The sequence below is a fragment of the Parashewanella curva genome (genome assembly GCF_003675895.1).
GTDB lineage: Bacteria > Pseudomonadota > Gammaproteobacteria > Enterobacterales > Shewanellaceae > Parashewanella > Parashewanella curva.
Genome location: NZ_ML014819.1, coordinates 1 through 21,096, shown reverse-complemented (window position 1 = coordinate 21,096; position 21,096 = coordinate 1). Strand labels below are relative to the sequence as shown.

Annotated in this window: 17 protein-coding genes, 1 tRNA gene and 1 pseudogene; 7 read left to right on the top strand and 12 right to left on the bottom strand. The window is 36.9% G+C overall.

Annotation, left to right across the window (positions count from 1 at the left end; genetic code table 11):
- Window positions 1–113, top strand: a pseudogene (locus D5018_RS22435) (IS1 family transposase); the annotation flags it as partial.
- Between the two features lie 13 nt (window positions 114–126).
- On the opposite strand, the gene D5018_RS17165 reads toward D5018_RS22435, so the two are convergent.
- The 4 genes from D5018_RS17165 to D5018_RS17150 all read right to left on the bottom strand — a co-directional run bounded on the left by D5018_RS17165 (window position 127) and on the right by D5018_RS17150 (window position 4,936).
- On the bottom strand, window positions 127–390 hold the full coding sequence (locus D5018_RS17165) for a hypothetical protein (protein ID WP_121840217.1): 264 nt from the start codon (window positions 388–390) through the stop codon (window positions 127–129).
- Window positions 391–501: 111 nt separating this feature from the next.
- A complete protein-coding gene (locus D5018_RS17160) occupies window positions 502–1,122 on the bottom strand; it encodes a DUF2987 domain-containing protein (RefSeq protein ID WP_121840216.1) in 621 nt (206 codons plus the stop codon).
- Window positions 1,097–1,936: a glucosaminidase domain-containing protein gene (locus D5018_RS17155; protein ID WP_121840215.1), complete on the bottom strand. Its 840-nt coding sequence runs from the start codon at window positions 1,934–1,936 to the stop codon at window positions 1,097–1,099. The genes D5018_RS17160 and D5018_RS17155 overlap by 26 nt, the downstream gene beginning before the upstream one ends.
- A gap of 165 nt (window positions 1,937–2,101) precedes the next feature.
- Window positions 2,102–4,936: a TonB-dependent receptor domain-containing protein gene (locus tag D5018_RS17150; RefSeq protein WP_121840214.1), complete on the bottom strand. Its 2,835-nt coding sequence runs from the start codon at window positions 4,934–4,936 to the stop codon at window positions 2,102–2,104.
- Window positions 4,937–5,461: 525 nt separating this feature from the next.
- Between D5018_RS17150 and D5018_RS17145 the strand changes: the two genes are divergently transcribed.
- The 3 genes from D5018_RS17145 (at window position 5,462) to D5018_RS17135 (ending at window position 8,395) form a co-directional block, all read left to right on the top strand.
- A complete protein-coding gene (locus tag D5018_RS17145; RefSeq protein WP_165905091.1) occupies window positions 5,462–6,331 on the top strand; it encodes a gluconeogenesis factor YvcK family protein in 870 nt (289 codons plus the stop codon).
- Window positions 6,332–6,435: 104 nt separating this feature from the next.
- Window positions 6,436–8,016 (top strand): S41 family peptidase, encoded by a 1,581-nt coding sequence (locus D5018_RS17140; protein ID WP_121840212.1) that lies wholly within the window; start codon window positions 6,436–6,438, stop codon window positions 8,014–8,016.
- A gap of 1 nt (window position 8,017) precedes the next feature.
- Window positions 8,018–8,395: a hypothetical protein gene (locus D5018_RS17135; protein ID WP_121840211.1), complete on the top strand. Its 378-nt coding sequence runs from the start codon at window positions 8,018–8,020 to the stop codon at window positions 8,393–8,395.
- A gap of 21 nt (window positions 8,396–8,416) precedes the next feature.
- Here the strand turns inward: D5018_RS17135 and D5018_RS17130 are convergent, their stop codons facing one another.
- From D5018_RS17130 to D5018_RS17105, 6 genes are all read right to left on the bottom strand, one after another.
- Window positions 8,417–9,985 carry a methyl-accepting chemotaxis protein gene (locus D5018_RS17130; RefSeq protein WP_121840218.1) on the bottom strand — a complete coding sequence of 523 codons (1,569 nt, stop codon included), beginning with the start codon at window positions 9,983–9,985 and terminating at the stop codon, window positions 8,417–8,419.
- 222 nt (window positions 9,986–10,207) lie between these two features.
- The gene (locus D5018_RS17125) at window positions 10,208–11,593 is read right to left on the bottom strand and encodes a Na+/H+ antiporter NhaC family protein (protein ID WP_121840210.1); all 1,386 of its coding nucleotides are present in this window, start codon (window positions 11,591–11,593) and stop codon (window positions 10,208–10,210) included.
- A 115-nt stretch (window positions 11,594–11,708) separates the two neighbouring features.
- Window positions 11,709–13,463, bottom strand: a complete 1,755-nt coding sequence (locus tag D5018_RS17120; protein ID WP_121840209.1) for an acyl-CoA dehydrogenase family protein — start codon at window positions 13,461–13,463, stop codon at window positions 11,709–11,711.
- 168 nt (window positions 13,464–13,631) lie between these two features.
- Entirely contained in the window at window positions 13,632–14,342 is a 711-nt protein-coding gene (gene hda / locus D5018_RS17115) for a DnaA inactivator Hda (RefSeq protein WP_121840208.1), read from the bottom strand.
- Between the two features lie 65 nt (window positions 14,343–14,407).
- Window positions 14,408–15,484, bottom strand: coding sequence for a DUF2066 domain-containing protein (locus D5018_RS17110; protein WP_121840207.1), 1,077 nt, complete (start codon window positions 15,482–15,484; stop codon window positions 14,408–14,410).
- A 150-nt stretch (window positions 15,485–15,634) separates the two neighbouring features.
- Entirely contained in the window at window positions 15,635–15,973 is a 339-nt protein-coding gene (locus D5018_RS17105; RefSeq protein ID WP_121840206.1) for a Grx4 family monothiol glutaredoxin, read from the bottom strand.
- A 207-nt stretch (window positions 15,974–16,180) separates the two neighbouring features.
- On the opposite strand from D5018_RS17105, the gene sodB reads away from it, so the two are divergent.
- Complete coding sequence (gene sodB, locus D5018_RS17100) at window positions 16,181–16,765, top strand: superoxide dismutase [Fe] (protein ID WP_121840205.1); 585 nt, start codon at window positions 16,181–16,183, stop codon at window positions 16,763–16,765.
- 47 nt (window positions 16,766–16,812) lie between these two features.
- Here sodB and D5018_RS17095 read toward each other — a convergent pair whose 3' ends face one another.
- Window positions 16,813–17,256, bottom strand: coding sequence for a hypothetical protein (locus tag D5018_RS17095; RefSeq protein WP_121840204.1), 444 nt, complete (start codon window positions 17,254–17,256; stop codon window positions 16,813–16,815).
- Between the two features lie 273 nt (window positions 17,257–17,529).
- Here D5018_RS17095 and D5018_RS17090 point away from each other — a divergent pair, with 273 nt between their 5' ends.
- On the top strand, window positions 17,530–19,737 hold the full coding sequence (locus tag D5018_RS17090; RefSeq protein ID WP_121840203.1) for a hypothetical protein: 2,208 nt from the start codon (window positions 17,530–17,532) through the stop codon (window positions 19,735–19,737).
- Between the two features lie 58 nt (window positions 19,738–19,795).
- Here the strand turns inward: D5018_RS17090 and D5018_RS17085 are convergent.
- Window positions 19,796–19,885, bottom strand: a tRNA-Ser gene (locus D5018_RS17085).
- Window positions 19,886–20,066: 181 nt separating this feature from the next.
- Here D5018_RS17085 and punR point away from each other — a divergent pair.
- On the top strand, window positions 20,067–20,969 hold the full coding sequence (gene punR, locus D5018_RS17080) for a DNA-binding transcriptional activator PunR (protein ID WP_121840202.1): 903 nt from the start codon (window positions 20,067–20,069) through the stop codon (window positions 20,967–20,969).
- The last annotated feature ends 127 nt before the right edge of the window (window positions 20,970–21,096 follow it).

The following is a 21,096-nucleotide window of genomic DNA, read 5'->3' as shown; positions in this document are numbered from 1 at the left end:
GGTTGGCACGAAGAACGATTTGCTTTTCAAAGTTAGAGAGTATGCACGACACTGTAATTGGTTTGTTAATCAATCGTGTAGAATTTGGAATTGATATTCATGCATATCACTAAATTAGGACACTACCTACTCCTCATTATTTTCGACAAGTTGCATGATATTTTTTAATAGCTTAGATAACGCTATAAATGCATTACTTCTAACCTTATAGCTTGAGCTAACATCAAAATATAAGTGCTGCTTATCTGCATCAAGATAAACTTGTGCAACCTTAAGCACTAAAGGAATCATTACACCTACTTCACTAGGTTTTATCAGCCATAGTTTTCGGCCTGCTCTTGGCGCACCGTAATGATACTGCCAAGGTTGTGGTTCATAGATTACTGACATTAATAACTCTCAATAAAATGGTTTAACCATATTATCTAAAATGGAGATTTTTTGAAGTCTAAGCTTGCTAAGGATTTCCCTTAGCAAGTTGGATAATAAAGAATAAAGACTTTAGTGATTAAACCAAGGACTAATTCGTACAGGATTATTACTGAATTCTAAATGTTTCAATTTTTTTAACTCTGATTCAGTTAATACGAATTTATCTTCGACCTGTTTAGGCACTCCATTTACTTTTATTTGAGTAACCGATTGAAAATTGAAACTGATCCCTGAAATGCCTTTACTAAAGTACTTCATAGGAAAACCTTGAAGATCGGTATAAAGCGCATCCATCTCTGCAAACATTTGTTGTAGACTTGTAGCTTCATAATGCTTTTGCTTAGTTTTTGAAGCAATTTGAACTTGAATGCCACAACGTGTTGTATCACCAGCTAAATTTAGTTGAATCAAAGCTCTATCCGATCTTAGCTTTTCATCGTAAGGAAGAAGTAATTGTTGATCTTTATTATAAATTAAAGGGTAAGACTTTCTTTCTGTTGTAATTTTTCCTGAGATGATTTTACAATTTTTGCTATTCGGAACATAAAAAGCCATTGTGATAAGGCTATAGTCTTCTTTATTTACTCGCTTTAATCTATCGTAAAATCCTTTGTAATCTAACGAAACATCTCCAGCGTAGGCACCTATGCTCGAAAGCAGCAAACTACTTGCTAATAGTTTTTTCAACATTTTTTACATCCAAATATTGCTTGTTGTGACGAAGCATACTTAATAATTCGTCTATATAATCTTCTTGGCGTTCAGAATAATTAATTAAGCCATACACTAACTTAGCCGCTGTAGGTTTATCACCTTGTGAACGCAGATCTGCTCGTATTCGTCTAAATAAATCATAGGCTGAATTCGTATTTAAATTATTCATATATGATGCTATCGAAGCATCAACTGATTTAAAAACAGCAACTTCATGAGTTAAACCTTCTTGTCGAGAGTTAGGCACTAAACCACACCCTTTAACGAAACACCATTGCCCAAAAAAGTTGAATCCTTCTTTTGCAAATCGAGAGGTTCCCCAACCTGATTCGTTTGCGGCTTGAACTAAAACCAGCGATTCAGGAATAGTGTCAACTCGACTTAACAAATCAGAAAAAGCTTGTTCATTAAAACGTTGAAAGTTGAAATTATATTTATTGGCGATTCGAGTTAATTTACTTTGAGTTCCACTGTCTAGGGTGTCACCAGCATCTAACTGCTTCTTAACCCTAAACAAAAAGCTTCTATCTGAGCGTATAAGTTGATTCTGCTTACGAACGGCAGGACGAATAAAGTTAAAAAAGGCTTCTTTGCGTTTGGATACTTCTTGAATAGATGCAAAGTCAGGGAATGGCTGAACTTGAGGTGGTATCTGATTTTTCTTGATAAGATCAGGTTCTTGATTCGTATCCGTGTTTTGAGTAGAAATTAAGACGACTCTTAACCCATATAGGAGTACCACACTTGTACCCAATGCAAGAATATACTTCCCAGCCTTTCCTGTTCTCAAGCATAACTCCTTAATTTTCTTATAACATGATTGCACATATTATATTTAATTTTATGCTATCCATAAAGCTCGTTACAACAGATTTGAATAAAGTAACCAATATCGACTTTACCTGAATTATAAAAAGAGCCACATAAAGCGGCTCAAGTCTTAGAAAATTACAAACTAAAATTTGCTATCTAATTGCAAGTAGATGAATCGACCAACATTATCGTAGACATCTTGGTCATAGAACGGCCAATTATCTGGTTCACTGAATACTGGTTGACGATTAAATATGTTTCTAATACCGAAGGTAACTGAATTATCAGGCATAAAGTGATAAGTGCTAGTCACATCAAATTGAAGATATGATGCAATACGTTGTGGTTTTCCTGGGTCTGTTACTACAGTTTTATCGTTTTTCTCTTCAGTCTCTACACCATAATACCCCAAAAGCTCGCATGTTTTTTCAAATGTGTTTCGTTGATTGTAACTATTAAAGCTTGGTAAAAAACGCATATTTAATGATACATTAAGATCATCCATGCCATAGGAAACGTTCCCATTCACACGATACTTTCTTGCCGCATTGTCCTTAATGCTGTCACACAAAGGCTGAGTCGCTGAAGATTGTGACTCGCGTTTTAAGTATTGTTCAATATTTAAGTTTGCGCTGATGTCACCTGTCTCGATTTCTGATCGCCAATTAAAGTTATAACTTAGACCTGTTGTGTTATTCTCACTCAAATTTTGTAAATTACTTAACACAAAATAATCATTTGAAACACCACTCAACCTTCCGTTTGGTGCACGTTTAACTAGGTTGATGGCGGTTTCATTACCATTTGCCTCTTCATTTAGAATCTCCTGAGTACTAAGTGAACCAATAATATCTTTAACATTCAAATTCCAATAATCAATAGATGCAGATAATGCATCGGTGACCTGATATACTGCACCTATGTTGTATGTCTTAGAAGTTTCTGGTTTTAAATCAGGGTTCCCGCCGCTACGAGAATTAATTTCTTCAAATGGGCATTTATCAAATGAAATATTATTATCTTTACAATATTTACTATCTTTTGCTCGATTGACACCTTGTGAAACAGAGGTAAATAAATCACCTAAATTCGGGGCCTTGAACCCCGTTCCATATGAAGCTCTTAACAATAAGTCATCAATAGGACGATATGAAACTTTAGCCGAATAAGTCGCTTTATTCGCATTATTAATTTTCCAATCAGCTTTATCGTATCTAGCTGCTACGTTTACGTCCATTTTTTCAATAACAGGTAATGATAATTCAATAAAAGCAGCTTTATTTTCATATTGACCACCACCATTGGAACCAGCTCCACCGATTACTTGCCTTCCGACAGATGCAGGATCAGATCTATCTTGATAGTCCTCTTTGCGCGTATCAAGACCCACTGCCACTCCGACTTCACCGCCAGGTAGTTCTAATCCAGTATGGCCACTTACCGTTAAGGTTGAGAAATCAATAGTGTACTCGCCTTTACGGAAAATGGATGCTTGCAAACTGTCACAAAGTGATTTTAAATCTTTGGAATTACAATTATTCTGGACAAATGGATTCAATTTGGAGTTAGGTGAATTAAAGGCTTTTTCAAGTTGCTCTCTCAACAGCTGCCCACCTGCGCCAACTTGCTCATTGCTTAATCTTGAATGACCGATAGTCCAATCAGCGCCCCAATTGTCGTTTATATCGTAATTGGCAGTTAATACTGCTTCAAAGGTTTGGTTGGTATTGTCTTTTTGCCTGTTGGGAAAGTCTAAGTAGCGACGTCCTACATCAATAAATGCCTCTTGTTTCCAATCTTTATTTAAAGGATCTGGATTTTGAATGAGTGGCAAAATTTCATTCCAATCATCGGGTCTAGCGTTTTTAAGAAAGTCTTCTAAGAATGGACTCTGTGATACATCAATTAGACCTGGAGCAGGTGCATTTGATGTCAAAGTATAAGCTCTGGTAAATCTAAACTCACCAGTTAGTGATAAGTTGTCAGTTGCTTGGTGAGTTATTTGTGTGTAAATAGATTGACGATTAGAAGAGGGTTGCAATTGATAATATGGTGCAAAGTCAAATTTACATACACCTCTACCATCCTTATCAACAACAGTATCTTGAGGTGGACAATTCGCCCAAGGCCTCCTCCCAATGCCTTTTGCGGCATTATCATATCTTTTGTCTTTGGCGTCATCTGGTGCATCTGGATTTATCATTGAATCAATATTAATATATCCCGGTATCCCAAAATTAGATCGGCCTTCCCCACCTTCCTTTCCTGGTATGAAAGCCGTTTTTCCCATTTCTCTATCCGAAGCTTCAATAGGATCTCTTTTTAATGTTTCCGCTGCAAAAAGAATATTAGTATCATCGTTACTGGCACCAGCAACAATAGATGCATTCAGTTCATTGCCGTCGAAGTGATCACTGGCTGCACCATATTTAACTGATGTTTTAACCCCTTCCATATCTTTTTTGGTAATAATATTAATCACACCAGCAACAGCATCTGAACCATAGATTGCAGAAGCACCATCAGGTAGCACATCAATACGCTGTACAGCTGCTATAGGTATTTGGTTGACATCGGTAAATATGCCTCCTGCCGTATTTTTCGGTAATCGGTGTCCGTTCAACAATATAAGAGTATAGTCAGAGCTAAGACCACGAAGACCTACAGATGAAGCGCCAGCAGCCTGACTAAGTGTTGAAGATTCATTAAAACCTCCAGCTGCCGCATTAGTTCGTAAGAACTCTGATACGGTTGAGACCCCAGTTCTTTCGATATCTGCGGCTGAAAATTCTTTAATTGGGTTAGCGGTTTCTAAATCTGTTCTTTGGATTCTAGAGCCCGTGACTTGGATTCGTTCGACATTATCGCTGCCGTCATTTGCGGCATTTGCTGAAATAGTAATTATTGATGTAGCAATGGCTGCGCTGGATATTAAAGCAAGGTGCACAGCTTTGGCTAATTTTGAATTAGCTTGCATTGTGTTTCTCCCAGATACAACTTAATTAGGAATATGCTTATGACCAAATTACAAAAGTTATAAACGATGCATTAGTCAAAAGCTTTAAGTGGTTTGGAGTCACAAACACTCGGACAACTGTGACAGCAACCACAGAGAAGCGCAATATAATCACATTGTTGGAGCAGATTCAACAATGAAAAATAAAACAAAAAAACAACAAAAACAGTTATTTGTGATATCAAATTGTGAGAAAAAGTTTAAATAAATTAGTTTAAAGTTTGAACTTTGAAAACAGAAACATTCAATATTTGAAAAATTTTTGGTCTATTCGAAATAAACATAAAAATTACAAGAATAGTTAAGTGCAAAATGCTTTATAGGGTTAAAGTTATGAAAAATTATAACCCTAGTAGTAAAAATAAATTAGCTGATTTGTTCAATATTAAATATGGAAATAACCGATAGTGACCATTATAATCTTTTTCTTAGACGTATTAACTATTGATATATAGTTAGTCAGTGACCAAGGAAAGGCGGTTAGATTTGAAGTTGCCCAGTGAATATAAAGTTGTTGCTATTGGCGGTGGACATGGGCTTGCACAACTTTTAAAAGCTTTATCTTATCTTGAAAGCAACCTTACAGCTGTTGTTACCACTACTGATAATGGTGGTTCGAGTGGCCTAATTCGAAATTCATTTTCGACCATTGCTTGGGGAGATATAAGAAACTGTCTTGTCAGCTTAGCGGATCCTAAGTCCAATGAAGCGCAGTTTTTTTCTTATCGCTTCCCAAACACTGAATCTCTTAGTGGACATGTGGTTGGCAATCTACTGTTGCAGCAATATTCTCAAATTACCAACCCACTTTATGCGATTGATTACTTCAGACAAAAATTGAATGTGAAAGCGAATGTTTTTCCGATGATAACTTCAGATAACGATTTAGTAGCGGTTTATCCTAATGGAGAAACGACAATCGGTGAAGTTCAGATAGACAATAACAACATGCTCCCCGCAGCGATGGCTCTATTAAAACCTGCTAGTGGCCTCAAAGAAGTAACACAAAAAATAGCGGTTGCTGATTTAATTGTCTTTTCACCCGGAAGCTTTTTTACTAGCGTAATACCAAGTTTATTGGTCGACGATTACGCTAAGGCAATTTCAGTTTCAAAGGCTAAACTGGTCTTGGTTAATAATATAGCCCAAGAAAATAGCGCAGCCGGCTATCTAACTTTTAAGCAAAAAAAGCAGTACCTTGAACGTTATTTGCACCAAAGAAAAATTGATGTCTTGGTCGAAAACTCACCATTACGTTCGATATCTCCGGATACCATTTTACAACCACTGACGGATCTTGATACTGGGCTACACTGCCCTTCATGTTTAAACCAAGCTATCAGTAGTATTCATTAAGCAATTATCAGAACACCAATGAAACCGATGCAATAATCAAACTAAATGTTTTAAAAAGTTTTTAAATATGTAGAATCGTTGTAAATATAAGGAGAGTATTTACAATGAAGCTATGCCATTTCAGTTTAATTTCAATTTTGACATTAAGTGTTTCTGCATGTGGTGGGGGTGGAAGCTCTGAACCTCAAAGTGAATCAAATAACGAAACTTCGCCTTTAACTTGGCAGCTAGGGCAATTTTTAGCAGCATCAACTTTCAAAGATTATTGTGCTAAACCAAGAACTGGTAACTTTCCAGACAAACAAGGTACTGAACAACATGAAAAAATGTGGCTTCGTTCTTGGAACGATAACACATACCTTTGGTATAAAGAGGTCACAGATAAAAATCCAGCGCCTTTTTCGGTAAAAGATTATTTTGCTCAACTAAAAACTACGGCACAAACACCAAGCGGTAATCCAAAAGATAATTTTCATTTTTCTAGATCAACTGAAGAGTGGAAACGATTGAGTCAAGGTGGTGTATCTTTAGGATATGGAGCAGAAATCACATTGATTCGCCGTAGCCCTCCACGTAAAGCTGTTGTGGCATTTACTGAGCCAAACACCCCTGCATCTAACAAAGGTTTAGCTAGAGGAGACGAAATTGTTGCTATCAATGGTGCCGATTTTGCCACTTCAAATGACCTTAACTTGCTTAATTCTGCTTTATTTCCAAGCAAAGATGATACTGAATACAATTTTACATTACGTCGAGTAAATGGTAGTGAATACACAGTGACTATGACGCCAACACAAATCACTAGTGCGCCAGTTCAAAATGTGAAAACCATTGAAACAGACTCAGGTAAAGTAGGTTATTTTACTTTTAACGGCCATATTCAGCCCGCCGAATCACAATTGAAATCTGCAATTGATCAACTTGCTAATGAAAATGTATCAGACTTAGTTGTTGATTTACGCTATAACGGTGGAGGATTTTTAATTCTGGCTAGTCAACTTGCATACATGGTTGCAGGTAGTGAAAATACGCAGAATAAAACTTTTGAATTAAATGAATTTAACGATAAACACCCTACAGTAAACCCAGTTACAGGTGAGCCCATTAGACCACTAGGTTTTGCCAATACTGGTGTAGGCTTGACTCTCGATAGAGGTACTCCACTGCCGTCTCTTAATCTTAATCGAGTTTTTGTTTTAACAACGGATTCCACCTGCTCTGCGAGTGAGGCCTTCATAAATGGTCTAAGAGGTATCGATATTGAGGTAGTGCAAATCGGTGGCAAAACGTGTGGTAAACCTTATGGTTTTTATGCCCAGGACAACTGCGGTGAAACCTATTTTACCATTCAATTTAAAGGTTCAAACCATAAAGGTTTTGGAGATTATTCAGATGGCTTCGAACCAAGTCAATCGCCCGTTCAAAATGGTACGCAAATAGCTGGCTGTTTAGTTGATGATGATTATAGTCATGCACTGGGTGATAAAAATGAAGCAATGTTAAAAGCGGCGTTGAATTATCGTACTGATAAATTATGCCCGAGTTTGCCTAGTAGTTTCGGTTATGCAAATCAAGGAATCCAACTAGATGAAAGCGATGAAAAACTGGCTGTAAAAAATCCTAATAAAGATTTTTTAAAATTAGTTCTACAAAACAAAATAATCACAACATCGATGGCTAACTAAAATGAAACTTAATATTACTTTAATAGTAATAATTTCAGTTGTGTGTTTATCCTCTTGCTTGCTAGCGCAAGAGGATAAGATTGCACCGGCAGTGCTTGAACATGATCAACAAAATCATGATCAGCTCGAAATTCAATTAGCAAAACTGCTTAAAAGATCTGAAGTTAAGGTAAACCCTGATGCATTTACCTCTACTAATCGCATCAAGCTTTCTAGGCCTTTTTTTAGAAATGAAAATGGTCAAATTATTGATGGAAGAAGTACAGAGTTGCCTATCGAGGTACATTTATACAAAAAAGGAGAAAAGTGTTTGGTAAAAATAGAGGAATCATTTTACCCTCTTTCCAACATTTTATGTAAGGCTATACCGCCACAATAAATTATGGCGGTATATTCTTGTTTATCGTACTAAAAAACGATTAATCAAGGAGCGAACTTCGTTAGTTGTTTGTTCCAATTTAGTTGAGGCCTCTTTAGATGCTTCAGATGAATTCTGGGTTTCTTCAGCGCTATTAGATATTTCTTGGATACGTTGATTGATATGTCCTGCTACCTGACTCTGCTCTTCAACCGCAGCAGACATTTGCATGGACATATCAGTAATATTTTTAACTTCAGAAGAAATTTCTGCCAATGATTTTGAAGTATGCTGAACAACTTCGAGCCCTTCTTTGGCTACTTTCTCCCCTTCACACGCTGCTGATACAGCACTATTGGCATTTACTGACAGCTCTTCAACTACCGCATGGATGTGTTGAGTAGATTCACGAGTTTTTGCAGCTAAGGCGCGAACTTCGTCTGCAACGACACTAAAACCTCTTCCATGTTCCCCAGCTCTAGCAGCTTCAATGGCAGCGTTAAGTGCCAATAAATTAGTTTGCTCAGCTATGGAGTTAATTAAATCTGCAGCTTGGCTAATTTGGCTTGTAGATTGCGCCAACTTATTAATCGTATTAGAGATAGAGGAAACTGAATGACTTAATTCAGAGATCACTTTTAAAGATTGTTCAGCTAGCTGTTCTCCTTCATTAACATTGCTTAAAGCTTGATTGGCACTTGAAGCGTTTTGAATGATCTTATCTGAAACTTCATTAATCGCGTGGGTCATTTGATCTATTGCAGATGCTATTTCTTCTGTAACATGTCTTTGTTCGTAAGCTTCTTTAGCTGTTGTGCTAGCTTTAGTAGCTGTAACGGAAGTCAGTTCATCAAGTTTAACAACAGAGTCATTGATACGAGTGAGTGCTGTTCTATTACGTGCAAACTCGCAAGCAAGCACTAATTTGCCAGCGGAACTTGAAGGGTCACCACCAAAATAGCTCTGAGAAACAATAGTATTAGCGTAAACGCCTGGAACTAATTTTGTAAGCTGCAGCCACTCCTGTTTTCGTTGATAGGCAACCCAAATCAAAGAAATCCCCCCAGTTGCTAGAACAAAAGCAGATAATGCTAGATCATATTGCAGGCCAGAAAATACAGTTGCTATACCAAACGGTACTGTGATCCCCATAGTACGTTTAGCAAATCTTTTGGTTTGTTTGAAAATACTAACAGGGGGCTTATTGGCACTTAATCGATTGTATAGTTCTGTTGCCCTGACTTTTTCTTCAGGTGTTGCATTGACCCTTACTGACTCGAATCCTATGATACTCTTGTTTTCGAAAATTGGGGTCACAAAGGCGCTAACCCAATAATAATCACCATTCTTCCGTCTGTTTTTAACTAGTCCCATCCAGACATTACCGCTCTTTAAAGTAGTCCACATTTCTCTAAAAACCGATTCAGGCATATGTGGATGTCGAATGATGTTATGGGGCTGTCCAATTAATTCGTCTCGGGTAAAACCACTGACGTCTATAAAGGATTGATTACAATGTATTATGTTTCCATTCGTGTCAGTTGAAGATATTAAGCGTTCATTTTCATTTATTAAATATTCATTATCCGTAATAGGCAAATTTGCTCTCATTTGTACCATCACTTCCTATTGTTATTCACACATTGTCCTTAGGACAGTTATCGGCGTTATTTTAGAGAACTTTAAAAGAACGACTCTTGCCTGTCATAAAAGTGTAACACCTGCCGTTTTTGTCATACAAATAATAAAAGACGGGGGGGTGTCTATGTGAATAGAAAAGAGGCACTAACTTAAAATGAACAGTCGAAGGTGACAAAGTTAGCGCCCAAGAGTTTAAGCAATAATCAAAAAACCTATACATGCTAAGATAGCTGCGATCAAAGCATAGGGTAATTGAGTGATAGCGTGACTTACTAGATTACAACCAGAACCTTGCGCAGCAAGAACCGTTGAGTCTGAATAAAAACATGCTTGACTACCAAAAGATGATGCAGATAAAAGTGCCCCTATTACTAAGGGAATATTTGCATCCAATGAATAAGCTAAAGGCATGACAATTGGAATAGTAACTGCGAATATTCCCCAACTTGAGCCTGTCGCAAATGCGAGTACAGCCATTGAGACGAATACCACTGCTGGCAACAATTCAGCAGTCATGTAACCACTTAGCGATTCAATTATAAATTGTGGTAATAACAATTGATTACAAACATCTTTAAAAATAAATGCTGCAACTACAGTCCCAATGGCTGGCAACATACTCTTAAAACCATCAAACATTTGATCCAACATTTCAGATAGTGACATTAATTTTTGAAATGCATAATAAGGAAGTGTCACACACAATGTGGCAAGTAAGCCTTTCCAAACATCAATATCAAAATAAATTGTGAAACCGATCAATAATAAAATAGGTACTAAGAAGTTATGAAGCTTGCCTTTAGATTGGGCATTTTTAAACTCATCTTCAATTGCTTTTACAGCGTAGTCATCCGATGTATGAACATCTTCATTAAGATCAACTTCTATACTCTTACCTTGCTGTGCCATAAGCTCGGCTTTCTTCATCGGACCAAATGCCGGAATAACACCTAAAATAACCAAAAGAACAACAGCAACTGATAACCATGCATAAAGCATATAAGGTATAGCAGATACATAAACAGCAATCCCCTGCCCTGATTCTGCTACCCCATTATCAACCAGTAGGCCACCAAAAAATACTGCCCAAGTTGATAGTGGCACTAGTACACAGATTGGAGCAGCTGTTGAATCAACTACATAGGCAAGCATTTCTCGACTTACTTTAAACTTATCGGTTACCCTTTTCATCGACTCGCCTACAGTTAGCGCGTTCAAATAGTCATCTATAAAAATGACCACACCTAATATAAATGCCATAAATAAAGAGCTTTTAGGACCTTTTGTAAGCTTTAAAGCTGAATGACCAAAGGCACTCGCTCCGCCAGTTCGGACTAACAGCGCTATCAAAGCACCAAATGAACCGCAAACTAGAATTAACCATCCTATGGTTTCATCTTGCATCACTTTTAATGAAATATCAGAAAACGACGTTAAAATAGTTTCAATATTTGGGTTAAGAATGATCAGGCCTGAAATAGCACCAATTATAAGTGCCAGAATTGGCATTCTTAACCAAATCGCTAAAACCAAAACTACCAGCGGTGGAATTAAGCTCAAAGCTGATGGCTCTGTCATTAATTTTATTCCTCTAAATTTTGTTATTGTTTTATTTTAAAAGTCGAAAAATAAATGTGATGCATGATAGAGTCAATAAAAATTTAAAAGCCGGCTTTATCACCGGCTCATTCGTTTAGAAGCAATCTTCGGGAATATTTAGCATAGAAGAATCTAAATTCTCCAATTGCTGCAAGTGGAAATTAGATTTTGGGAATAACTGATCGAAATAAAATTCACAAAAATAAGCTTTCTTTATACGAAAATCCTCTGAAACCTCATCAGAGTGATGAAGCATTTCTAACCAAAAGTAACCATAAATGCAGTAACCAAACGCATCTAGATAATTGACAGAGCAAGAGCTCATTGCTGCTGGCAGTATAGCGACACGCTGTTGAATTGACTCTGCAGTATTAATCAGCTGATCAAAGCCTGAGTTTAATTGTGATATATAAGGGCTTGGAACATTAGTGAACGATGAAATATTGGACCTTAATTCCCCTATAAACTCTTTTAAACAGGAAAGGTCATCGGCTAATATTTTTCGGCTTAAAAAGTCGTTGGCTTGAATACCATTAGTACCTTCATATATTTGTGCAATTCGCGAATCTCTGACTAATTGCTCAGCTCCTGTCTCCCAAATATAGCCATGACCGCCGAAAACTTGTTGCCCTAATATACTGCACTCTAACCCTCGGTCGCTAAAGAATGCTTTGGTAACTGGCGTTAAGAGTTGAGCAAATCTAGAAGATTGCTTGCCTGATTGTTCATCTAGATAATGAGCACGATCAAGTTGAAGCCCTGTAAATATAGCCAAAGCTCTACCTGCATCAGTTAATGTTTTTATTGTGAGTAACATCCTTCGAATGTCACCGTGTTGGAGAATCATACATGATGGTACTTTTTCTCCTGTTGCTGATACAGTGCTGCCCTGCTCTCTTTCTTTAGCATATTGACTCGCCAGTTGGTAAGCCATCTCACCATTTGCTAGACCTTGAATACCAATTGATAAGCGCTCGTAGTTCATCATAGTGAACATGCAAGCTAAGCCTTTATCTTCTTCACCTATCAAATACCCAACTGAATTATCATAGTTCATTACACAAGTTGCTGAGCCATGAATTCCCATCTTATGCTCGACGGACATTGCAGCAACATTATTTGGCTCAGAAACATCACCTTGCTCATTCACAAGTAGCTTTGGGACTAAAAACAAAGATAACTTATCACTATTTTTTATTTTGGCTAAGACTAGATGAATAATGTTACTGGTTAAGTCATGCTCACCTGCGGTAATAAATATTTTAGTACCTGTAATGCTATAGCTTTCATCGTTAAGATGTTTGGCATAAGTTCTAATGTGGCGTAAATCTGAACCTGCACCAGATTCGGTCATCGCCATTGCACCTGACCACTCACCACTATAAAGTTTTGGAAGATATTTGTGTTTTAAAGCTTCACTCGCATGAGCGTTGATACATAATGCCGCGCCTGCAGTTAATGAATTATATAAAGCAAAAGCATTGCAAGCACTGTAATTCATTTCATCGACACACACTCCCAACATTTTAGGCATCCCCATGCCTTCATATTCTGGATTACCGCAAAATCCAACCCAGCCACCTTCAGCAAAATCTTTATAAACATCCTTATAGCCATTTGGTGTTATAACCTTCCCATTTTCGAGAGAAATGCCTTGCTTGTCTCCATTCGCATTTATCGGTTTGATTTGTTCAGAAGAAAACTTGCTGGCCTCTTCAAGGATAGCCATGGCTGTATCGAGATCTAAATTATCTTGTATAAAGGGAAATTGCTGCCAATTTTCTTCTGCTTTAAATACATGCTTGAGCAGAAAATTCATTTCATTTATAGGTGCATTGTATGGATACATATTCTTCTCAACTTTTATTCAAACGCGTGTTTTAATCTATTCCTTTTATGAATAAAAAACAAGCACATCAGATCAAGAGTTAAGGATATATACGGATAACATTGAGGTTCAGTTTATAAATTATCAGAACTGATAAATATAATATTTTTGTACTAGATATTATTAGCTTTATAGGTGAAGCATTTCCTTGATAAAAGGAATGGTAAGTTTACGCTGATGTACCATAGAAGCCTTGTCCAATTTATCAAGCACATCGAATAACGTTCTTAGGTCACGTTGTAGACGGTTTAATAAAAACTTTCCAACATCTTCTGGCAATTGCAAGCCACGCATTTCAGCACGGCGTTGTAATGCACTGAGCTTATCTGAATCCTCTAAAGGTAATAGTTGATAATTCAGCCCCCATTGCAATCTTGATGCAAGATCTTGTAAAAGAAAATCAGCCTCTTTTATGGGCTTACTGGCACTGACAATTAAACAAGAATCTTGTGACTCTGCAACTCGATTAAATAAATCAAATACAGTTTCTTCCCAAATCGGATTCCCTGCAATGGCATCAATATCATCTATACAAATAAGGTTTACAGCCTCTAAGCCTTCAAATAAATCAGTTGAAATACTTGCATGAATACCTAAAGGTACATAAAAACTGGTTCTCTCATTCTCATTTGCATGAGCGCACGCTGCATGGAGTAAATGTGTACGACCGGATTTAGCTGGCCCCCAGAGATAAATGGCGGCTTGATTTACGCCTAAGGCTGTATCATGCAGTTTATGAATTAATTCATCATTTCCAATTGTTGGAAAGTAACTATTAAAAGTCTCATCGTCAGGTAAATAGACAGGTAATGAAAGCTGTAATGGTGAATTTTGATGCACTCAGTTATTCCTACCGCTGAAAGATCTATTACATTGTAACATGGCAACCAGTAAAAAGTCCTGACTCATCGCGCTACCCATTGGTAAATTTGAGGTTCAGCCTCACTACTTAGTATATCTTGGTCAACATTTGATCTAATATTGTGATCTCGGCTTAATACTCTTTGTAAGTCCTGCAAACTGCCATAGAGGGTCAGATCAAATGTTAATTTTGCCCCCTGTAATTGACTAATATGAACAGATTTAACAATGGCTAATTGACTTAAATAGCGTTTGATTTTAATTTGAGTTTCAAGGTTAATAACCTGTTCAAATTTAATAGAAACTGATTGTTGTTTCTCTTCAACTGATATTGAATATTCATTAGCGAAATATACCGTTAATTTTCTTACTAAATCATTAGCTAATGATGCAGAATTATCAAAAATGGAAGATTGCTTTGTAAGTATAGGGCGACGGACTCCATCTTGTTCTTGCTGATATAACTTAAGTTGATACTGAAAGCCTGATTGAGATTGTTGAATATTCGCTAATATCAAGTAATCAACTTGATATTTTTCCGAAACTTTTGGAAATGCATCTATGAAGTACCCCTTGATATCTGATTCTGAAATCATGTTAAGCTCCGATAAATCTAGAATCGGAAATATTAAAGGCAATGCATTGATTTTAGATGCTTGCTTTATTTCACTAACAACTACTTCAGAACTTGAGTCACTTAATATCTGTTGATTGATATCAGTATCATATGTAATCCACAATAATGTTAAGGGACGATTTTTCTCCCAGATTGAGACTTTAGCATTACGCAGCAACGCCAGTATTTTGCTTTCATCAAAATTAACTTGCAAAGCTAACTTGTCATCATTATTTATATAGGAGTACTGCCTTAGATAAGACGTAGGGAGAGCTAATGCGTCTTTGATAAGCGGGTAATTTAACGCTTCAATTGAACCTGTATTTTTTACAATAACCTCAGCTAAAGCTTGTTTTAAAGCACTACGTCTTTGTGTGTTACTTTGTGAAGTAACAGAAATGTTTGCTTGATTCAATCCTTCAACAGTTACAGCATTAGCGCTATGTCCAGCGATAATAAGTATGAGAGATAAAACAACTAAAAGTGAATAGCGCTTATAAGTCATTGTTAGAATGGGAAATTGTTATCTATGTTGTTCTGAATTCTACCATAGAGTTGTTTATACTCAATAACCCACATAGAAAAACAAGCAATACATTTCCTATTTTGAATCCTACAGATATAAAAAAGCCGCTTTAAAGCGGCCTTATCTCGATTATTCTGCAGAATCCGCTTTATATTTAGCCGCTGTTTCTTTAATAATGGGTTGCAGTTCACCTTTTTGGAACATATCGACAATGATATCACAACCGCCAATTAACTCACCTTCAACCCATAATTGAGGAAATGTCGGCCAATTTGCATATTTAGGAAGCTCTGCACGAATATCAGGGTGCTGAAGAATATCTACATAAGCGAATTGTTCACCACAATTGATCATGATTTGTGCAACCTGAGATGAAAAACCACAGCTTGGTAATTTTGGTGAGCCTTTCATATATAAAATGATTGGATTCTCAGCAATTTGCTGCTTAATTTTTTCAACCGTTTCCATAATGTTTCCTGTTACGACTATATTTTAAAAGCTATTGTACTTCAGCTTTAACAATAACAAAAACCTATTATTTTTGTGGGTTTACAGATGAACTATTTTTTGCCCACAAACGTACTATTTTACTAATCAATGATTCACATCAATGAATTTATAAGTACAATAAGCACCTGTGAGCATACTAAATTTAAGTCAACGGAGATCATACTAATGGCTTTTGAATTACCAGCATTACCATACGCAAAGAACGCACTTGAACCACATATTTCTCAAGAAACTATTGAATACCATTATGGCAAACATCACAATACTTATGTTGTTAAGCTAAATGGCTTAGTGGAAGGTACTGAACTAGCGAGTAAGTCACTTGAAGAAATCGTTAAAACTTCTACTGGTGGTATCTTTAACAATGCAGCACAAATTTGGAACCATACATTCTATTGGCATTGCCTATCACCAAACGGTGGTGGCGAAGCAACAGGTTCAATCGCTGATGCAATCAAAGCGTCTTTTGGCTCTTTCGAAGAATTTAAAGCTGAGTTCACTAATTCGGCTATCAACAACTTTGGTAGCTCTTGGACTTGGTTAGTGAAAAAAGCTGATGGTAGCCTAGCTATTGTGAACACTAGTAATGCTGCAACTCCATTGACTGAAGAAGGTGTAACACCTCTACTTACAGTTGATCTATGGGAACACGCTTACTACATCGATTATCGCAATGTTCGTCCTGATTATATGAATGGCTTCTGGGCATTGGTAAACTGGGAGTTTGTTAACGCAAACTTTGCTGGTTAATCAAAAACATATAAAAAAGGAGCCGTTGGCTCCTTTTTTATTGAATATCAAATTATTTTTCTTAAATAAACTCTATTTTCTGTTTCTAAGTAACGACGAAACCCTAATCGTTCATATACTTCAATTTGAGGATGATTCAGTCTAGCTTTGCTTATGACTTGAGCGCCTGATGTAAGGGGCTCTATGATCAATTGCTCTATTACCGACGTAGCAATCTCATCCTCATCGTCGTCATACCATAGAACAAACTCTTCTATAACCAATTCAGTATCAGTATTTTTCATCGAGATATAACCAATATCGACATCTTGATATGTGATAATTTTCGAATGACACTGATAAAACTTACTTCGCTTTATTCTGGACAACTGATCCCTATCATTTTGATAAGGCCACAAAGCGTTTAAGTGTTCTTTTAATTCATTCACATTAAGCAAGTTGATGAAGTTCCAATCCTGCGTCTTGGCTTCTCTATACATTAGATCAGGCATACTTAACCTCTAATTGAGTATTTAAAAAGACTTGCCTGTCAAAGGGTTTCTTGTTCCGTTAAATTAAGCTTAGCAATCGATTATGTGTTGGCAGTTAAGAGTAGGTTAAAGTTCCTTAATTGACCATTGGTACCGCACTAAAAGGTAAGTTCTAAATAAAAGGCCAAAATATTTTCTAACTTGTCCCACAATTTTAGTTAATAAAGATTAACTTGATCATCTTACTCAATGTTATTAAATCAAAGCCTTACTCTACTAACTGGATATTCGACTATGGCTGCCCCTAAAATGACCGTTGCTGGTGGTAAAGATACTGCTATTCAGCTTGATGCAGTCAAGTACACCGTTGAAGAGTCAGAGCACAGAAACATAAATTACAAACAGGTAGCATTTGATATTGGCTTTAATGTTGCTTGGTTTGTGGCCGTTGCGGCGCTAGAGGGGACTGCCGCACCATTAACACTTACAATCCAACTTGCTATGGTAATATTTTTTAGTTTATCTACACATAGCATTAAAGAAATAATGCCTAAAAGTATAAGAGAAAATCCTATTGCCGACTTCACAATTGATACTGCTTGTTTTACCACTACCTTCGCTATTCCATCCAGTGTTACGGCAACCAATAAGACAATCTCAATTTGCAAAAAGCTTACAGCGTTTTTTGGAGCCAGAATTGGAGCAAAATTAAATATTGTTGCAATGGATTACCTAGAGGTAAAAAAGGGAACGGCAACACATTTCATTGGAAAATTAGTCGGAGGTGTTGCTGGTGGAGTTATCGCAACTTGGATGTTCGATTTCTGTGTTGACTCCCTAAAGACTAAACGAATTCTATCAAATGAAAACGGGGATACTGTTACACTTGAAGATCATGTAAAAGAACAAAAACCTTCTGATAATGTTCAGAGCACTTACGAACATATTAGAGTAAAAAAAGTAAGCCCTTCTCCAAATATAACCGAACCTTCATTACTTGAAACCGTTGATGATTGCATAGAGCCTGAAACAATTACGTTCGCTGATGGAGAAAAGCAATTCTTATACGATGCAACAGGAGTTAATCCAAAAAATTTAGCAAATCTTACATTTGAAATCGATACTAATACAAAGTGTAAAATGACGATGTATTTACCTTCTCCTGGTGAAGCGTGCCACTTAGATGTAGAAGCCTATGTGTGGGCGAGCGAAAAGTGTTTAGCACTCGTTAAATGTGGGAACGGAAAATTTGGTATTCGTCAAAATTGTTTTTTACCAGAAGGTAATATTGGGCCAACTTGCTTACAGATTCAAGGAACACCCTTGACACATCACTTATTACAAGTCAATGAGGGGTCTTTTCTTCACAAATTACCGTTCTGTAAACCACAGGAACCAGATCCAACTGCGACCTATGCATTTCCCGAGCCAACTTCAAGCGAATATTCTTTAATGCTCGAAAGTCTATTAAATTCAAGAACTGAAGTATATATTTCAGAAGGTGTTACAGCTTATCCTGATAGTAGTAACATTTTATATCTGACCCTTGATTCAACTTCACTGATTGAGGGTGTGATACAGACAATATTTTTGTCAGAAGATATTTCTAAAATAGTTACACAATCAACAACTTTTATAAGACCATCATCAATTCCATCACCAAGCCCTAATCCCAATGATTGCACAATTTATATTATAGTTGGAGGAGTAGTTCTGGGTATTGTGGTAACTACAGCATTAACTATTACTGGGCTAGCTTTAGCAATCAGAAAACTGCTAAAACCAAAAGACAATGAAGATTTAGAAAGACTGGTTGATAACGATTCTAGTTTAGCCGAAGAAAATATTGAATCTGACGAGGCAATTAAAACTGCTAAAAATGTAGCAACACAAGAGCCAACAAACCTGTCGAATCCGATGGGGCTTCCAGTTCAACGAGAGTCCTATTTGGCTAGACTGTTTAATTGGAAAAGAACCCGCACTCCTAGAGAAAGAATCTGGCTGCAACCCATAAATAACGATTCTGTAGTTCATTCAAATCTTAATCCTATTTATAAGCCCGCTTGGGTTTGTTATAAAAATCCAGCTTTTGTACCTACACAAACTGATTCTAGCTCCTTAAGGAATAAAGGAGAGACAAGTGTATCAGGTGATAATCACACAAGTGGATTTGGTAGTTTAACTACCATTACACATGATACAGACGCTTCAAGCATCACAACTCAGGCATGGCAGGAACAAAGCTATCAATATGGTGAAGACATTCACAGAGTAAACCCAATGTTTGATGATGGATTAGACAGTGACGATTCATTTTCAACTACAAATGAAGATGAACCTAAAGGAAGTTCCATTGTTACAGAAAACTCTAAAAACGAAAGTAAACAAAATACCAAAACGCCGACTATCAATAAAAATGAAGATAATGAACCAGAAGAGGCAGAGTTTACGTTTGTAGATGATATAACCGATGATGAGGAACCATTTGTTAATAATTTATGAGAAAATTAATAAACGGTAATTACGAAAAAACCGCTCAATTGAGCGGCTTTTCTAAATATGGCGGAGGAGCAGGGATTTGAACCCTGGAACGGGGTAAACCGTTGCCGGTTTTCAAGACCGGTGCATTCGACCACTCTGCCACCCCTCCGAACGCGGTGAATAATATAGACATGCGGTTTTCATGTAAAGCCAAAAGATCAAATTCAATGTTTAATTGCACAAGTATCAAACAGTAGCGGTGTTGAATTGATTAACATCATTGCCAAATCAGATCTTAGACTATATTGTTATGATATTAAAAAAATTGAAGGCAAAGGAAAGTCTCGTTCATGTTTTCTGAATCTACACTACGTTTAATTCATACTGTATCAGAACTTGGCAGTTTCACTGCTGCTGCAAATCAATTGAATAAAGTACCTTCTGCTATCAGTTATTCAATTAAACAAGCAGAGGATGAGCTAGGGATTAAAATATTCTCTAGACACCATAGAAGCGTAACCTTGACTCCCGCCGGTTCACACTTCGTCCAAGAAACTCGTAACCTGTTACTTCAGCTTGAAAAGATTAAGACAAACACCCAGCGCATTGCTAATAATTGGCGCCCGTCTATTTCAATTACCTTTGATAATGTTCTTCGTGCCGATAAAATTAGCGCCTTGATAAGTGACTTTTATAAAGCGTTCGAGGATGTCGAACTTACAGTCAAGCTTGGGGTATTCAATGGTGTATGGGAAAGTTTGGTAAGTGGTCAATCCGACATTGCTGTTGGTGCAACAACCGCTATTCCTAATGGTGGCAATTACAAATATCGCGATATGGGAGAGATTAAGTGGGTATTTTGTGTTGGCTTAAAACACTCTTTAGTAAATGCTAAAACACCTCTCTCTGCAGATGATATTCAACCATACCCTGCAATATGCGTTGAAGATACTTCTACCGATAGCAAAAAGCGGGAACTTTGGCGCTTACCTAACCAACGCCGTGTTGTCGTTCCTGATTGGATAAGAGCAATCAACTGTGTGGCAACAGGATTAGGTGTTGGATATTTCCCTGCACACTTGGTGGATATGTTTATTAAGTCTGGCCGACTTGTAAAACGAGATATCGAAAACCCGCTCAAACCAGAATCTTGTTGTATTGCATGGCACAATAACAATAAATCAGAAGCCTTATCTTGGCTGGTTGATTACTTTGGTGATACTGAAAACTTAAGAAAACAATGGCTAAGTTAATACTCAAGTTTCGGAGTTCATTTTTAGCTAAAATCATGGGAACTTTTCAGTTGAAATAGCCTCTTGGCGTAATGTAAAAGTATCCATTTGCATGACTTGATTAAAAAACTTGGTTACTTCTTCGTTG

Coding starts and splice junctions, on each gene's coding strand:
- D5018_RS17165 (WP_121840217.1), bottom strand. CDS start 390: ATGTCAGTAATCTATGAACCACAACCTTGGCAGTATCATTACGGTGCG.
- D5018_RS17160 (WP_121840216.1), bottom strand. CDS start 1,122: ATGTTGAAAAAACTATTAGCAAGTAGTTTGCTGCTTTCGAGCATAGGT.
- D5018_RS17150 (WP_121840214.1), bottom strand. CDS start 4,936: ATGCAAGCTAATTCAAAATTAGCCAAAGCTGTGCACCTTGCTTTAATA.
- D5018_RS17140 (WP_121840212.1), top strand. CDS start 6,436: ATGAAGCTATGCCATTTCAGTTTAATTTCAATTTTGACATTAAGTGTT.
- D5018_RS17135 (WP_121840211.1), top strand. CDS start 8,018: ATGAAACTTAATATTACTTTAATAGTAATAATTTCAGTTGTGTGTTTA.
- D5018_RS17130 (WP_121840218.1), bottom strand. CDS start 9,985: ATGAGAGCAAATTTGCCTATTACGGATAATGAATATTTAATAAATGAA.
- D5018_RS17125 (WP_121840210.1), bottom strand. CDS start 11,593: ATGACAGAGCCATCAGCTTTGAGCTTAATTCCACCGCTGGTAGTTTTG.
- D5018_RS17120 (WP_121840209.1), bottom strand. CDS start 13,463: ATGTATCCATACAATGCACCTATAAATGAAATGAATTTTCTGCTCAAG.
- D5018_RS17110 (WP_121840207.1), bottom strand. CDS start 15,484: ATGACTTATAAGCGCTATTCACTTTTAGTTGTTTTATCTCTCATACTT.
- D5018_RS17105 (WP_121840206.1), bottom strand. CDS start 15,973: ATGGAAACGGTTGAAAAAATTAAGCAGCAAATTGCTGAGAATCCAATC.
- sodB (WP_121840205.1), top strand. CDS start 16,181: ATGGCTTTTGAATTACCAGCATTACCATACGCAAAGAACGCACTTGAA.
- D5018_RS17095 (WP_121840204.1), bottom strand. CDS start 17,256: ATGCCTGATCTAATGTATAGAGAAGCCAAGACGCAGGATTGGAACTTC.
- D5018_RS17090 (WP_121840203.1), top strand. CDS start 17,530: ATGGCTGCCCCTAAAATGACCGTTGCTGGTGGTAAAGATACTGCTATT.
- punR (WP_121840202.1), top strand. CDS start 20,067: ATGTTTTCTGAATCTACACTACGTTTAATTCATACTGTATCAGAACTT.